General features: G+C 66.9%; 14 protein-coding genes. 4 read left to right on the top strand and 10 right to left on the bottom strand.

The window, feature by feature from the left end:
• Positions 1-166 precede the first annotated feature (166 nt).
• The 3 genes from lplT to VARPA_RS01155 all read left to right on the top strand — a co-directional run bounded on the left by lplT (position 167) and on the right by VARPA_RS01155 (position 2,932).
• Positions 167-1,471, top strand: coding sequence for a lysophospholipid transporter LplT (gene lplT / locus VARPA_RS01165; protein WP_013538700.1), 1,305 nt, complete (start codon positions 167-169; stop codon positions 1,469-1,471).
• A gap of 70 nt (positions 1,472-1,541) precedes the next feature.
• Entirely contained in the window at positions 1,542-2,432 is an 891-nt protein-coding gene (locus VARPA_RS01160) for a DMT family transporter (RefSeq protein WP_013538699.1), read from the top strand.
• 11 nt (positions 2,433-2,443) lie between these two features.
• Entirely contained in the window at positions 2,444-2,932 is a 489-nt protein-coding gene (locus VARPA_RS01155; RefSeq protein ID WP_013538698.1) for a glutathione peroxidase, read from the top strand.
• A gap of 20 nt (positions 2,933-2,952) precedes the next feature.
• Here the strand turns inward: VARPA_RS01155 and VARPA_RS01150 are convergent, their stop codons facing one another.
• The 9 genes from VARPA_RS01150 to VARPA_RS01105 form a co-directional block, all read right to left on the bottom strand.
• Positions 2,953-3,378, bottom strand: a complete 426-nt coding sequence (locus VARPA_RS01150) for a hypothetical protein (RefSeq protein ID WP_013538697.1) — start codon at positions 3,376-3,378, stop codon at positions 2,953-2,955.
• Between the two features lie 89 nt (positions 3,379-3,467).
• A complete protein-coding gene (gene glcF, locus VARPA_RS01145; protein ID WP_013538696.1) occupies positions 3,468-4,721 on the bottom strand; it encodes a glycolate oxidase subunit GlcF in 1,254 nt (417 codons plus the stop codon).
• A 20-nt stretch (positions 4,722-4,741) separates the two neighbouring features.
• Complete coding sequence (gene glcE, locus VARPA_RS01140) at positions 4,742-5,833, bottom strand: glycolate oxidase subunit GlcE (RefSeq protein WP_013538695.1); 1,092 nt, start codon at positions 5,831-5,833, stop codon at positions 4,742-4,744.
• Between the two features lie 21 nt (positions 5,834-5,854).
• Positions 5,855-7,357 (bottom strand): FAD-linked oxidase C-terminal domain-containing protein, encoded by a 1,503-nt coding sequence (locus VARPA_RS01135; RefSeq protein ID WP_013538694.1) that lies wholly within the window; start codon positions 7,355-7,357, stop codon positions 5,855-5,857.
• 130 nt (positions 7,358-7,487) lie between these two features.
• Positions 7,488-8,369, bottom strand: a complete 882-nt coding sequence (locus tag VARPA_RS01130; RefSeq protein ID WP_041942729.1) for a LysR substrate-binding domain-containing protein — start codon at positions 8,367-8,369, stop codon at positions 7,488-7,490.
• A gap of 290 nt (positions 8,370-8,659) precedes the next feature.
• A complete protein-coding gene (locus VARPA_RS01125; protein ID WP_013538692.1) occupies positions 8,660-9,592 on the bottom strand; it encodes an SMP-30/gluconolactonase/LRE family protein in 933 nt (310 codons plus the stop codon).
• A 189-nt stretch (positions 9,593-9,781) separates the two neighbouring features.
• Positions 9,782-11,326 (bottom strand): ammonium transporter, encoded by a 1,545-nt coding sequence (locus VARPA_RS01120; protein ID WP_200861448.1) that lies wholly within the window; start codon positions 11,324-11,326, stop codon positions 9,782-9,784.
• A 28-nt stretch (positions 11,327-11,354) separates the two neighbouring features.
• Positions 11,355-11,693 (bottom strand): P-II family nitrogen regulator, encoded by a 339-nt coding sequence (glnK, locus tag VARPA_RS01110; RefSeq protein WP_007833403.1) that lies wholly within the window; start codon positions 11,691-11,693, stop codon positions 11,355-11,357.
• 66 nt (positions 11,694-11,759) lie between these two features.
• Positions 11,760-12,629, bottom strand: a complete 870-nt coding sequence (locus VARPA_RS01105) for a TorF family putative porin (protein ID WP_013538690.1) — start codon at positions 12,627-12,629, stop codon at positions 11,760-11,762.
• A 222-nt stretch (positions 12,630-12,851) separates the two neighbouring features.
• Here VARPA_RS01105 and VARPA_RS01100 point away from each other — a divergent pair, with 222 nt between their 5' ends.
• A complete protein-coding gene (locus VARPA_RS01100) occupies positions 12,852-14,393 on the top strand; it encodes a YifB family Mg chelatase-like AAA ATPase (protein WP_013538689.1) in 1,542 nt (513 codons plus the stop codon).
• Between the two features lie 24 nt (positions 14,394-14,417).
• Here the strand turns inward: VARPA_RS01100 and VARPA_RS01095 are convergent, their stop codons facing one another.
• A complete protein-coding gene (locus VARPA_RS01095) occupies positions 14,418-15,605 on the bottom strand; it encodes a fumarylacetoacetate hydrolase family protein (RefSeq protein WP_013538688.1) in 1,188 nt (395 codons plus the stop codon).
• Between the last annotated feature and the right edge of the window lie 23 nt (positions 15,606-15,628).

Below are 15,628 nucleotides of genomic sequence, written 5' to 3'. Positions count from 1 at the left end.
ACTGGGGGTAAGTTCAGACCACGTTTTAGCATTTCCGGGAATGGGGTCGAATACGGAAGGGATGCCCATTTCCACGTCGTACCCCCATGCTATAACCGCCCATTCGCACCGGACGCGACACTTTTTCACTACCGCCAGCAGACCCCTCTGGCCAGCCAGCCCATCGATGAAGCGCGGTTTCTACACGATCATGTCGGCCCAGTTCTTTTCGTCGCTGGCCGACCAAGCGCTTTTCGTTGTTGCCGTCGATCTCATGCGAAGTTCGGGCGCGCCCGAATGGCAGCGCGCGGCACTGGTGCCGATCTTCGCAGTCTTCTATGTGGTGCTTGCGCCGCTGGTGGGCGCGTTTGCAGACGCGCTGCCCAAGGGCAAGGTGATGTTCATCAGCAACGCGATCAAGGTGATCGGCTGCCTGATGATGCTGTTCGGCTCGCACCCCCTGTTGTCGTATTCGATCGTGGGCCTGGGCGCGGCGGCCTACTCGCCGGCCAAGTACGGCATCCTCACCGAACTGCTGCCCGCCTCGCAACTGGTCAAGGCCAACGGCTGGATCGAGGGCCTCACCATCGCCTCCATCCTCCTGGGCATCGTGCTGGGCGGCACGCTCGTGGGCCATGCGGTCTCCAGCCACTTGCTGGCCTTCGACTTCCCGCTGATCGACACCGGCATCGATTCCCCCGCCGAGGCCGCGATCTCGGTGCTGATCCTGGTCTACATGCTGGCCGCCTGGTTCAACACGCGCATCCCGCACACCGGCGTCGAGATGCGCCCGTTGCGCTCCAACCCCGAGCACGGCTTCGCACGCAACCTCGCCGCGCTGCTGCCCGACTTCTGGCATTGCAATGCGCGCCTGTGGCGCGACCGCCTCGGCCAGATCTCGCTGGCCACCACCACGCTCTTCTGGGGCGCGGGCGGCAACCTCAAGTACATCGTGCTGGCGTGGGCTTCGCTCGCGCTGGGCTACAACACGACGCAGGCCTCGGCGCTCACTGGCGTGGTGACCATCGGCACGGCCGTGGGCGCCATCGTGGCCTCGATGCGCATGCGGCTGGACATGGCCACCCGCGTGATCCCGATGGGCATCGCGATGGGTCTCATGGTCATCTGCATGAACTTCATCGGCAACGTGTGGCTCGCGGTGCCGTTCCTCATCATCCTGGGCGGCCTTGGCGGCTTCCTGGTGGTGCCGATGAATGCGCTCTTGCAGCACCGCGGCCACAACCTCATGGGCGCGGGCCGTTCGATTGCCGTGCAGAACTTCAACGAGCAGGCCTGCATCCTTCTGCTGGGCGGCTTCTACAGCGTGTGCACCGGGCTGGGCCTGTCGGCCTACGGTGCGATCAGCGCCTTCGGCCTCGTGGTGGCGGGCTGCATGTGGCTCATCAAGCGCTGGCACGAGAACAACCTGAAGAAGTACCCGGAAGAAGTCGAGCATCTGCTGGCCATCGCCCGCAGCGACAAACACCACTGACCTTGCGCGACTGCGTTGGTGAGACGGCCGGCGCGCCGAGCGCCGAAGCCCCTTTTCTCCCGACGCCACCATGCCCGCCCTCGCGCTGATCTTCAATGCCTTCGTCTGGGGGCTGTCGTGGTTTCCCTTCCGGCACATCGAAAGCCACGGCCTGCACCCGCTGTGGACCACCTGCCTCATCTACCTGGCCATCGCGACGGTGATGGGGATCGTGCGCCGTCATGCCTGGAAGAGCTTCACGGCCTACCCGATGCTCGCGGTGCTGGGCCTTGCGGCGGGCTTCACCAACGTGGGTTTCAACTGGGCGGTAACGCAGGGCGACGTCGTGCGCGTGGTGCTGCTGTTCTATCTGATGCCGCTCTGGAGCGTGCTGCTGGGCTGGCTGCTGCTGGGCGAGCGGCCCACGGGCGGCGCGCTCGCGCGCGTGGCGCTGGCGCTCACCGGGGTGGTCGTGGTGCTCAAGGCGCCGGGCACCGACTGGCCAGTGCCGTCGAGCCTGCCCGACTGGCTGGGCTTGGCGGCCGGCTTCAGCTTCGCGGTGACCAACATCGTGCTGCGCCACCTGCGGCCCGCGCCGGGCGAATCGCGTGCGCTCGCGATGTTCTGCGGCTGCACCTTCGTGGCGGGCATCGCGGCGCTGGTCGGCACCTCGCTCGGCGCCATTGCTTCGCCTCTGCAGGCCACGCCGGGCTGGCTCGGCTGGGCCGTGCTGCTGGGTGCGGGTTTCGTGATCGGCAACGTGTGTCTTCAATACGGCGCGGCACGGCTCGCGGCCAGCGCGACCTCGGTGATCATGCTGTCGGAAGTGCTGTTCGCCAGCGTCTCGTCGGTGGCGCTCGGCGCCTCCACGATGGACCCGCGCATCCTCACGGGCGGCGCGCTGATCGTGCTGGGCGCCGTCTGGGCCGCGTTTGCACGAACGCCGGCCCGGGGCGATGATCGCGCCTCTGCGTCCACCTGAGGAACATCTCCATGACCAGCGTCTACGACTTCGAGGCCAACCAGATCGACGGCAAGCCCGTGAAGCTTTCCGCCTTCAAGGGCAAGGTGCTGCTGATCGTCAACACGGCGAGCAAATGCGGGTTCACGCCGCAGTTCGCCGGGCTCGAAGCGTTGCACGAGAAGTACGCCGACCAGGGCCTCGCGGTGCTGGGTTTTCCGTCGAACCAGTTCGGCTCGCAGGACCCGGGCACCAACGAGGAAATCGGCGCGTTCTGCACCAAGAACTACGGCGTGAGTTTTCCGATGATGGAGAAGATCGACGTCAACGGCAGCAACGCCGCGCCGCTCTACCAGTGGCTCACCAAAGAGAAGCCGGGCCTCCTGGGCCTCACCGCCATCAAGTGGAACTTCACCAAGTTCCTCATCGGGCGCGATGGCACGGTGCTCAAGCGCTATGCGCCGCTCGACACGCCCGCCTCGCTCACGCGCGACGTCGAGGCGGCGCTCGCAGCGGGCTGAACACCCGCTTCACGCCTTCTTCAGAAGCGGAAGCTGGCGGTCTTCGCGCCGCCGCCCACCGTCACCGTCTGGCTCTTGGCCTGCCCGCCGGGCGTGGTGACATCGATGGTGTAACGCCCGTCCGGGATGTCGATCAGGCACACCGGACCGCCGGCGCGAAAGGCCATGGCAGCGGACGAGTTGGTGTCGCCGCCCTTGATCGTGACGTCGACGCTGGCCATGTAGGCGCCGTCGGCGCGTGCAAACAACAGCGAGAGCGGATGCTCCTTCATGGCCCCGCGCATCGCATTCGATTCGTCGGAGCCGATACCGCCGCAGACGTAGCGCGTAGGACCGGCGCCCTGCCACGCAGGCATGGCGGACTGGGCGTGCGCCGCCACGGCACCGGCCACGCAAGCGCAGGCCAGCAGAACGCGTCGCAGCGGAAGTTGGATAACGTGGGACATGGCACAGGCTCCTTGCAGATTCGGTGCCGCCATGATGCGCCGCAAGCGTCCGCCGCGCGAGTCGGACCGCGCCCTGCCCTGCTGTGCGATCAGGCCCTACCCTGCGCGCCCGGCCGGCGATCCAGTGCGGCATCCAGCAGCTCGACCCAGTGCCGCACCGGCGTCTCCCCGCTGCCGCTTTGCAGGTGCGTGATGCAGCCGATGTTGGCCGAGGCAATGGTGGTGGGCTGCAGCTGCTTCAGGTGCCCCAGCTTGCGGTCGCGCAGCGGGTAGGCCAGCTCGGGCTGCAGCACCGAATACGTGCCCGCTGAGCCGCAGCACAGGTGCGATTCGTTCATGGCCACGCGCACGTCGAAGCCGAGTGCGCGCAGGTGCGTCTCGACGCCGCCGCGCAGCTTCTGGCCGTGCTGCAGCGTGCACGGCGGGTGGTAGGCGACCACGCCTTCGGGCGCGCGCACGCGGGCCTTCAACGCGGGCAAGAGATCGGGCAGCAGCTCGCTCAGGTCGCGCGTCAGTTCGCTGATGCGCGCCGCCTTCGCCGCATAGGCCGCATCGTGCTGCAGCAGGTGGCCGTACTCGCGCACGGTGACGCCGCAGCCCGACGCGTTCATCACGATGGCTTCCACTTCATTGCGCTCGACCTCTGGCCACCACGCATCGATGTTGGCGCGCATCTGCGCCTTGCCGCCTTCCTGGTCGTTGAGGTGGAACTTCACCGCGCCGCAGCAGCCGGCCTCCTTCGCGATCACGACCTGGATGCCGGCCGCATCGAGCACGCGCGCGGTGGCGCTGTTGATGTTGGGCATCATCGACGGCTGCACGCAGCCCGCGAGCATCAGCACCTTGCGCGCATGCGTGGCGGTGGGCCAGGCGCCCGCTTCCTGCTTCGCCGGCACCTTGGCCTTGAGCGCATCGGGCAACAGGCCGCGCACCGACTGCGCGAGCTTCATCGCGGGGCCGAACAGCGGCGACGGCAGCCCTTCCTTCAGCAGCCAGCGCTTGGCCGATTCCATCGCCGGGCGCGGCACCTTCTCGTCGACGATCTTGCGGCCGATGTCCACGAGGTTGCCGTATTGCACGCCGCTCGGGCAGGTGCTCTCGCAGTTGCGGCAGGTCAGGCACCGGTCGAGGTGCAGCTGCGTGCTGCGCGTCGGCGCCTTGCCTTCGAGCACCTGCTTGATGAGGTAGATGCGTCCGCGCGGGCCGTCGAGCTCGTCGCCGAGCAGTTGGTAGGTCGGGCAGGTGGCGGTGCAGAAGCCGCAGTGCACGCACTTGCGCAGGATGGCTTCGGCTTCGCGGCCTTCGTCGGTGTCGCGGAATTCGGGGGCGAGTTCGGTTTGCATCGCGGGGTGTCGTCTCTTTTTTATGCGTCTGCGAAAAGCCGGCCGCGATTGAAGATGCGGTGCGGATCGAACTCCTGCATCAGCGCACGGTGGATGCGGGCGATCGGGGCGCTCATCGCGTCGAAGCGGGGGATGTTGGAGGCAGGCGTTCTGAACAGCGTGGCGTGGCCGCCGGCTGCGTGCGCGGCCTCGCGGATGCGTGCGGCCTGATCCGGCAGCGCCTTGTACCAGCGCTCTCCGCCATGCCACTCGATCAACGGCGCGTTGCCATCGATGGCGAGCACCGGCGCGGTCTGCGGCACCGAAAGGCGCCAGAGTGCATCTGGCCCGCTCGCGACGTCAAACCACGGCAACTGCTGGTCGCGCAGCGCCTGCCAGTCGGCAGCGGCACGTGCGTTGTCCTTGCGCTCGCCGCCGAGGTGCGTGCATGCCGCCTCCACGGCAGCAACCGCGCCGCGCAGCCGCAGGTAAAGCGCGCCGGCTCCCGCGTATTCGAACCAGCAACTCGCATTCAGCGGCAGCGGCCGGCCGCCCCATTCATTGAGCAGCCGCAGCGCATCGGCCTGGCTGCAGGCGAACTCCAGCGTGGCCTCGGCCGGCGCAACGGGCAGCACCTTGAGGCTCACTTCGGCGATCACGCCCAGCGTGCCGAGCGAGCCAGCCAGCACGCGCGAGACGTCGTAGCCTGCGACGTTCTTCATCACCTGTCCGCCGAAGCTCAGGACATCACCGCGGCCGTTGACCAGCGTGGCGCCGAGCACGTAGTCGCGCACCGCGCCCACGCTGGCGCGCGCGGGGCCACTGAGGCCAGCAGCGACCATGCCGCCCACCGTGCCGTCGCTTCCGAAGTGCGGCGGCTCGAAGGGCAGGCACTGACCCTTCTCGGCCAACGCGGCTTCGAGTTCGGCGAGCGGCGTACCTGCGCGCACGGTGACAACGAGCTCGCTCGGCTCGTAGCTAGTGATGCCAGTGAGCGCTGTGGTGTCGAGGATGTCACCTTGCAGCGCTTCGCCGTAGAAATCCTTGGTGCCGCCGCCGCGTATGCAAAGCGGCGTGGCGTTGGCGGTTGCGGCGCGGATGCGCTCGACGATCTGGTGGAGAGCTGAATCCATAGTCTCTTTTTGTTGTTGTTCTCAGAAGCGCGGCAGATCGGGATGCGGCAGCTTCCCACCACGCACCACCTGCTTGCCGTACTCGGCGCAGCGCTGCAGCGTCGGAATCACCTTGCCGGGATTCAACAGCCCGGCCGGATCGAATGCACGCTTCACGCCGAACATCTGCTCGTTCTCGGCCGCGGTGAACTGCACGCACATGCTGTTGAGCTTTTCGACGCCCACGCCGTGCTCGCCCGACACCGTGCCGCCCATCGCGACGCTGGTCTCCAGGATGTCGGCGCCGAAGAGCTCGCAGCGATGCAGCTCGTCGGGGTCGTTCGCATCGAACAGCACCAGCGGATGCAGGTTGCCATCGCCCGCGTGGAACACGTTGCAGCAGCGCAGGTTGTACTTTTTCTCCATCTCCTGGATCGCGAGCAGGATGTCCGCGAGGCGCTTGCGCGGAATGGTCGAATCCAGGCACATGTAGTCCGGGCTGATGCGGCCCGACGCCGGAAAGGCGTTCTTGCGGCCGCTCCAGAATTTCATGCGCTCTTCTTCGCTGTTGCTCACCGCGATGGCGGTGGCGCCGCAGCCGCGCAGCACGGCGGTCATGCGGCCGATTTCTTCTTCGACTTCTTCAGGCGTGCCGTCCGATTCGCACAGCAGGATCGCCGCGGCATCGAGGTCGTAGCCCGCGCGCACGAAGTCTTCGACGGCGGCGGTCATCGGCTTGTCCATCATCTCCAGCCCCGCGGGAATGATGCCGGCCGCGATCACCGCGGCCACCGCATCGCCGGCTTTGCGCACGTCGTCGAAGCTGGCCATGATGCAGCGCGCGAGCTGCGGCTTGGGCACGAGCTTGACGGTGACCTCGGTGGTCACGGCCAGCATGCCTTCGCTGCCGATGACCAGCGCGAGCAGATCGAGCCCCGGCGCATCGAGCGCCTCGCCGCCGAACTCGATGGCGTCGCCTTCGGCGGTGAAGCCGCGCACGCGCAGCACGTTGTGCAGCGTGAGTCCGTACTTCAGGCAATGCACGCCGCCCGAGTTCTCGGCCACGTTGCCGCCGATGGTGCAGGCGATCTGGCTCGACGGATCGGGTGCGTAGTAGAGGTTGAACGGCGCGGCCGCCTCGCTGATCGCGAGGTTGCGCACGCCGCACTGCACGACGGCCGTGCGGCTCACCGGGTCGATCTTCAGGATGCGGTTGAACTTGGCGAGCGAGAGCGTCACGCCCAGCGCATGAGGCATCGCGCCGCCCGAAAGCCCGGTACCCGCGCCGCGCGCCACCACGGGCACGCCAAGCTGATGGCAGGTCTTGAGCACGGCGGCGACCTGCGCCTCGGTCTCGGGCAGGGCCACGACGAGCGGCCGCTGCCGGTAGGCGGTGAGGCCGTCGCACTCGTAGGGCGTGGTGTCTTCGGCATGCCAGATCAGGGCATGCGCGGGCAGGTGGACCTGCAGCGCGCGCACGACTTGCGACTGGCGCTCCGTTTTCTGTAGCGAATCTTGCTGGACGGCAGTGAGCGGCGCATTCATGCGGCGGGCCTCTTGTCTTTTCTGGCGGATGTCTCGGGGGTAACGCACTCTACGGAAATGCGGCGGCGCCGGGTTGAAGCTTTTTTGCGCCGCGCTTGAAAGAACTTTGCCGGCGGGCCCGGCCGCCCGCTCAGCGCAGGCTCTGCGCGAGCCAGTCGACGAAGGCCGCGCACTCCCAGCGCTCGAGGGTGCCGGGCTGCCAGCAGATGGTGTGCCGGTGCGGCGACGGCACGGCCCGGTCGGAGAGCGCCACCAAACGGCCCGATTCGAACCACGCAGCGCCCATCTTCTGCCGCACCAGCGCCACGCCGAAGCCGCTCGCGGCCGCGTCGTAGACGAGCCCCAGGTCGTTGAACTGCGAGCCGACGTGCGGCTCCGGCTGGTCGATGCCGCAGTGCGCGAACCAGGTGCCCCAGGGTTCGAGCGGGCTGCGGATGAGCCGCGCACTCGCGATCTCGGCTGCCGTGCGAAAGCCGTCGAACGGGCCGAACTCGTTGAGGAAGCTCGGGCTGCAGGCGGGCACCACTTCTTCCTCGAGCAGCAGGCGGTGTTCGCAGTCGGCATAGGCGCCGGTGCCGTAGCGCACTTCGAGGTCGGCCTGCTCGGCCGTCACGTCGAGTAGCGGGATCGACACCTGCAGCACGAGTTCGATGTCCGGATAGATGTTGCGGAACAGCTCGAGCCGGGGCATCAGGAACTGGCGGCTGAAGGTCGGCGTGACGGCGATGCGCAGGCGTGTGGCGCGCGGTGCGGCGTTGGCCAGCGGCGTGGCCTGCAATGCCGCAAGGCCGGTGCGCACGTTCGCGAGGTAGGCCGCGCCGTCGGCCGTCAGGCTGAAATCGCTGCGGCCGAAAAGCTTGAAGCCGACGTGCGCTTCGAGTTGGCGGATGCGGTGGCTGACGGCGCTGGGGGTGACGCACAACTCGTCGGCCGCGCGGCCCGCGTGCCGCAGACGTGCCACCGCCTCGAACGTCAGCAGGCATTGGATCGGCGGGATGTGCTGGAGAGCCACTTGGTTCTTACGCTCCGGACTTCTGTTCAGGGCGCGTGCACAGGCCACCGGGTACTCCCCTCCGCGAATGTCCCCCGGGCTTCGCCCTCCTCCTTGATTTCGCTGCGGGGAGCACCCGATGCCCTGCGCACACAGAGCGCTGCCGTGGTGCTGGCCGATCAACGACTGCACTGAATGACGAGCACGCCGATGGGGTGCCTTGCGCAGCGAAATCAAGGAGGAGCCGAAGGCGGGGGACATTCGCGGAGCAAGGTACCCCGTCGGCGGGATCGCGCCCTGAACGTCTCACCCTAGTCCTCGAAAAAACTGACCGGCAGCCCGGGCGTATCGACGCGCGTCGAGATCACCGTGCCCGATGCCGGAAGTCGTTCGATCTCCGCAGCAGGCCGGCCTTTGCGGCCGCTGGTGACGAAGAGCGTCTTGAGGTCATCGCCGCCGAAACAAGGCATGGTCGGGCATTGAAGAGGGACCGGCACCGAGGCCACGATTTCACCGGACGGCGCGAAGCGCAGCAGCTGCGCGCCTTCGAACATCGCGACCCAGTAGTGCCCTTCGGCATCGACCGTCGCGCCATCGGGCCGGCCTTCGTAGCGAACCGGCGAGTCGGGTGTCCAGCCTTCGGGCTTGGCGTCGAACTGGTGGAACACGCGGGCGCGCGAGAGCGCGTTGGCCTCGGCATCCCAGTCCCATGCACAGACCACGTGCGCGGCGGTGTCGGCCCAGTAGAGAGTGCGCGCGTCGGGGGAGAACGAGAGGCCGTTGGCGGTGGTGGACTCGTTGGCCATCTGCGAAAGCGTGGGCGAAATGTCGGTGCCAGGGCGTGCATCGAAGCAGTAGAGCGCGGCGTTGGCGCGGTCTTTCGCCTCGTTGAGCGAACCGCCCCAGAAGCGCCCGAGCGGATCGCATTTGCCGTCGTTGAAACGCATGGTGCGCACGTCGTGCTCGACGCGCGCCATCGCGACCAGTTCACCGCCCCATTCGCGCGCGCGGTAGATGCCGTCGCGCAGTGCGATCACGAGGCCGCCGCTTCGGGCCGGCGCCATGCAGCCGGGTTCGGTGGAGAGGGCCCATCGCTCGACCGTGGCACTTGTCGTTCCGATGTCGCCGCGCGTTCGCAACACGGCGCGGCCAGGGATGTCGAGCCAATAGAGGGAGCGTTCTTCAGGGTGCCAGAACGGCGATTCGCCGAGCTCGCAGAGGCTGTTGTCGAGGGAGGTCCACATGGTGGGGCGATTGTGCCCCTGGCGATGGCCGCGGCAGGCAAAAAAAAGCCCGCTGGCGCCGAAGCGCTCGCGGGCTGAACATCCAAAGGAGACCTCGCTTGAAAAACTCGTTACGAAGAATTGTTCTTGTGAAGAAAAAGGATGGTGGTCATCCGGCTGCGAAGCCCCGGAGGGCTCCGCAGTAGGGAATCAACGGTTGTAGGCGGTTTCGCCGTGCGAGGAGATGTCGAGGCCTTCGCGCTCTTCTTCTTCCGACACACGCAGACCGATGGTGAGGTCGGCGATCTTGAAGGCGATGAACGCCACCACGCCCGACCACACGATGGTCAGCAGCACGCCCTTGAGCTGGATCCAGACCTGGGCACCGATGCCGTTGGAGACGACGCTGGCCGTGACCCAGTCGCCCACGAGGCCGGGGCCACCGAGTGCCTGGGTGTTGAACACGCCGGTGAGCAGCGCGCCGACGATACCGCCGACACCGTGCACGCCGAACACGTCGAGCGAGTCGTCCGCGCCGAGCAGCTTCTTGAGACCGTTGACGCCCCAGAGGCAGGCGAAGCCGGCGATGAAGCCGATGACGATGGCGCCCATCAGGCCGACGTTGCCGGCGGCCGGGGTGATGGCCACGAGGCCTGCAACGGCGCCCGAAGCGGCACCCAGCATCGAGGCCTTGCCGCGCATCAGCGCTTCACCGATGCACCATGCGAGCACGGCGGCGGCGGTGGCCGAGAAGGTGTTCATGAAGGCGAGCACGGCGCTGGTGCCGGCTTCCAGGGCCGAACCTGCGTTGAAGCCGAACCAGCCGACCCACAGCAGCGAAGCGCCGACCATGGTGAGCGTGAGCGAGTGCGGCGTGAAGGCTTCCTTGCCGTAGCCCACGCGCTTGCCGATCAGGAAGGCACCCACGAGGCCGGCGACGGCTGCGTTGATGTGCACCACGGTGCCGCCTGCGAAGTCGAGCGCGCCCCACTGCCAGATCAGGCCGGCCTTGGCGTTCTGTGCGTCCACCACGTTGGCGGCGGTGTAGGCGTCAGGGCCCATCCAGAACCAGACCATGTGAGCCAGCGGTGCATAGCTGAAGGTGAACCAGATCACCATGAACAGCAGCACGGCCGAGAACTTGGCGCGTTCGGCAAAGGCACCCACGATCAGGCAGCAGGTGATGCCGGCGAACGTGGCCTGGAAGGCGGCGAACAGCAGTTCTGGGATGTAGACACCCTTGCTGAAGGTTGCGCCGGCTGCGAACACGCCGGTGGCCGGATCGAAGATCCCCTTCATGAAGAGCCGGTCGAATCCGCCGATGAAGGCATTGCCCTCGGTGAACGCGAGGCTGTAGCCGTAGATAAGCCACAGCACGACGATCAGCGAGAACGTGACCATCACCTGCATCAGCACCGACAGCATGTTCTTGCTGCGGACCAGGCCGCCGTAGAACAGCGCGAGGCCGGGGATGGTCATCATGATCACGAGCAGCGTGGACAGCATCATCCAACTGGTGTCGCCCTTGTTGAAGGACGGCGCGGGTGCGGCAGCAGGTGCTGCTTCGGCCGCGGCGGGTGCTGCAGCTGCTGCGGCGGCAGGCGCTGCAGCGGCGGGAGCGGCCGCGGGTGCTGCGGCAGCCGGCGCGGATGCGGCGGGCGCTTCAGCAGGCGCGGCGGGTGTCTGTGCGAAGCCGGACGTGCCGGCTGCGAGAACGCTCAGGCCGAGCGCAAGAGAGACAAGCAGTTTTTTCATAGTCGTTGTTCTTTAGTGCCAAACACGATCAGAGGGCTTCGCGGCCCGTTTCGCCGGTGCGGATGCGTACGACCTGCTCGAGGTTGTAGACAAAGATCTTTCCGTCGCCGATCTTGCCGGTGCGGGCGGCACCTTCGACGGCTTCGATCACGCGATCGACCAGGTCGTCGGAGACGGCCGCTTCGATCTTGACCTTGGGCAGGAAGTCGACCACGTACTCCGCGCCGCGGTAGAGCTCGGTGTGGCCCTTCTGGCGGCCGAAGCCCTTCACCTCGGTGACGGTGATCCCCTGCACGCCGATCGCCGACAGTGCTTCACGCACTTCGTCGAGCTTGAACGGTTTGATGATGGCTGTGACCAGCTTCATGTGAACTTCTCCTTTGGATGGAAATGAAATGGTGCGGCAGCTTGGGCCGCACCTCGTTGTTTTTATTTAGAGCGTCTTCGTCAGCGTGAGGATGAAGCGCGCCTTGTTCGGCGAGTAGTACGTCGTGCCGAAGGTGCCGAAGTCGGGGATCTCCAGGCCCGGGTTCGCGACGACCTGGTAGTTCGCCTTCTTGTTGGCGCCCTGCACCGAGCCGGTGAGCGACAGGCCGTTGCCGAAGTCGTACGAGGCGCCGACGTTGTAGTCGACATAGCTCTTGTAGCCCAGGCTGCGGATGTCGCTGGACATGTTGGTGAAGCCAACGGCTGCCTTCAGCGTGACCTTGGGCACGATTTCCTTGCTGTACGCGAGGTTCAGGTAGCCGGTGTTGCGGCCCTTCAGGCCCGAGCCGGCCTTGTTGCCTGCGTAGCCGAAGTAGTCCTTCGACACGGTGTGCGAGTACTTGGCGGTGAACGAGCCGAAGGTTTCGTCGGCGTAGGTGGCGCCAAGGTAGAGCTCGGTGGTGTTGCCGGCGGAGTTGCCCGGGTAGATGTAGGTGAGGGCACCGACGTCCATGTCGACCGGGCCGGCCTTGAACTTGTAGCCGCCGTACAGGTCGGTCTCGATGCTGTTGCCCTTGAGCCAGTTGACGCTCGAGTTCCAGTTGCCCACGTAGAAGCCGCTGTCGCCGAAGGCGTAGTCGAAACCGCCCTGGATGGCGGGCTTCAGGCCGCGGGTCTTGGCGTAGTCGTTGCGGCCGATCATGTCCTGGTCCTGGCCGCGGAACTTGTAGTTCGTGGTCAGCGAGATGTTGCCGGTCAGCGAGGGAGCCGGGGCCGGCGCCGGATCTGCCGGAGCCGTCTGCGCCAGGGCGGCGCCCGATGCGGTCAATGCAGTGGCCAGAACGATCAGCGCCTGAACGGCGGAACGGTGCGTCATCGGGAAACTCCTCGCGAGTAAGTAAGTGTTGGGGGACCTGACACCCTCAAAGCAGGGAGCGTGCCAAAGTGCACGAATACCTTCATCCAGCAGGGAGCGAACGGCTGCCGATGAGCGCCAATTCGTTACAAGCGTTGTTTCGATCGGTTGCAGGCACCACCGTGCCGCGCGGCCGCGGGGTCAACAAAAGATGGATGCACCATCTTGGGGAGAGGGAGAAAAATGAGTCTGTCTTTGGTGCAAAGCCGCGCTTTGCTTGGGCTGGAAGCGGCCGATGTCACGGTCGAGGTGCATCTGGCGAACGGTTTGCCCAGTTTCACGCTCGTGGGGCTGGCGGAAACCGAGGTAAAGGAATCGCGCGACCGGGTGCGTTCGGCCATCCAGAACGCGGGCCTGGAGTTTCCGAACAACAAAAAGATCGTGGTGAGCCTCGCGCCAGCCGACTTGCCGAAGGATTCCGGCCGCTTCGATCTGCCGATTGCGCTGGGCATCCTCGCGGCCAGCGGGCAGTTCCAGGGCACGCGGCTGGCGGGGCACGAGTTCGCGGGCGAGCTGTCGCTGTCGGGCGAGTTGCGGCCGGTACGCGGCGCGTTGGCCATGGCGCTGGCCCTGCACACGCGTGGCGTCGCGACGAAGCTGGTACTGCCGATGGACAGCGCGCAAGAGGCCGCGCTGGTGCCCGGCGGAGAGGTGTACGGCGCGAGGCACCTGCTCGATGTGGTGCGGCAGTTCCTGCCCGAGGAGGACAAGGCCGCGGCACCCGAACCCTCCGACGATGGCTGGGCGCGGATTTACGTCACACCGGGCGTCGCCGCATCGCAGTACGCGGATCTGGCCGAGGTCAAGGGCCATGTCGGTGCCAAGCGCGCACTCGAGATCGCCGCGGCCGGCGGCCACAGCCTGTTGATGGTGGGCGAGCCGGGCTCGGGCAAGTCGATGCTCGCGCAGCGCTTTGCGGGCCTGCTGCCGGCGATGAGCATCGACGAAGCGCTGGAGAGCGCAGCCGTCGCGAGCCTGGGCGGGCGCTTCGCGACGGAGCGGTGGATGTGCAGGCCGACTTCGGCGCCGCATCACACCTCTTCCGCCGTCGCATTGGTGGGTGGCGGCTCGCCGCCGCGGCCGGGAGAGATTTCAAGAGCGCATCACGGCGTGCTGTTTCTCGATGAATTTCCCGAATTCGCGCGCTCCGCATTGGAAGCGCTGCGCGAGCCGCTGGAGACCGGCACGATCACGATCGTTCGTGCTGCGCGTCGCGCCGAATTTCCTGCGCGCTTCCAGTTGATCGCGGCGATGAACCCCTGCCCTTGCGGCTATCTCGGTTCATCGCTGAAGTCCTGCCGCTGCACGCCGGACCAGGTCTCGCGCTACCAGGGCAAGCTCAGCGGGCCGCTGCTGGACCGCATCGACCTGCACATCGAAGTGCCCGCGGTGTCGGCGGAGCAGCTGCTCAATTCACCCCCGGGCGAATCGACCGAGAGCATCCGCAGCCGCGTGGTGGCGGCGCGCGAACGCGCGATGCAGCGCCAGGGCCACGCCAACCAGAACCTGCAGGGCAGCGCGATCGACAAGCATGCGGAGCTGGACGCCACGGCGCTGAAGTTCATCTACAACGCGGCCGCCAAGCTGGGGTGGTCGGCGCGCAGCACGCACCGGGCGCTGAAGGTGGCGCGAACGATTGCGGACCTGGCTTCGTCGGAGACGGTGCAGGTTATGCATGTGGCGGAGGCGGTGCAGTACCGCAGGGGGTTGCACGGTGTGGTGTGAGGCACGCCGCGCCGATGACCCGGGCTACAACAGGCCGCGCGCGCCCAGGTTGCGCATCAACGCACTCAGCCCGAAAGTCCAGCGCGGCGCCTGATCCGCATACACAACCCGGTTGAACAGCGCACCAAGCTCCGGCGCCCCCACGCGCACGTGGTCCCCCACGACATGCGTGAATCCCTGCCCCGGCCCATGCCGATCCTGCGTCGGCGCAAACATGGTGCCCAGAAACAGCATGAAGCCGTCCGGGTAATCATGGTGAATGCCAACAGCCTGCGACACGATGTCCAACGGATCGCGGCTGATCTTCGTGAGCGAGCTCGAGCCTTCGAGCACGAAGCCTTCGGGTCCGGTCACCTGAAGCCCAACGGTGATGCGGCGCACATCGGCGATGCCGAAGTGCTCGTCGAACAGGCGGATGAATGGACCGATCGCGCACGAGGCGTTGTTGTCCTTCGCCTTGCCGAGCAGCAACGCGCTGCGGCCTTCGAAGTCGCGCAAGTTGACGTCGTTGCCGAGCGCGGCGCCCAGTGTCTCGCCGCGGCTGTTCACGGCGAGCACGACCTCGGGCTCGGGGTTGTTCCAGACCGAGCCCGAATGGATGCCCACGTCGGCGCCTGTGCCCACGGCGGCGAGCACCGGGGCCTTGGTGAATATCTCGGCATCGGGGCCGATGCCCACTTCGAGGTACTGCGACCACACGCCCTGCGCGATCAGCACCTCCTTGACCCGCGCAGCCTCGGGCGAGCCGGGCACGATGTCGGCGAGGTTGTCGCCGAGCACCTTGCCGATGGCCGCGCGCGTGGCCTCGGCTTTGGACGCATCGCCGCGGGCCTGCTCCTCGATCACGCGTTCGAGCAGGCTCGCCACGAAGGTCACGCCGCTGGCCTTGATGACCTGCAGGTCGCAAGGCGCGAGCAGCCAGGGCTTGGCGTTGTCGCGCGCGGTCTCGTCGCTGTTGGCGAGCACGGCATCGAGCGCGGCGATGCGCGGCGCCTTGCCGCTCTTGAGCGCATCGCGCACGGCGGCGGACGGCGAGCCCTTGGCTTCGAGCAGGTCGCTCATGGTCGGCGCAAGCTTCGACAGGTCATGCAGGCCGCCTTCGTGCACGGCCACCAGCACCGGGCCCACATCGGGTTGCCAGATGCGGCCGACCAGGGTGGCACGGTCGGCGTCGGTGGGAAGGCTGGTCGCGGGCGAGAGGTTCAGGGCCATGGTGCTGTGTGTCTCCGTTGATG

The sequence above is a fragment of the Variovorax paradoxus EPS genome (genome assembly GCF_000184745.1).
GTDB lineage: Bacteria > Pseudomonadota > Gammaproteobacteria > Burkholderiales > Burkholderiaceae_C > Variovorax > Variovorax paradoxus_C.
This window is presented reverse-complemented; position numbering and strand designations above follow the sequence as displayed.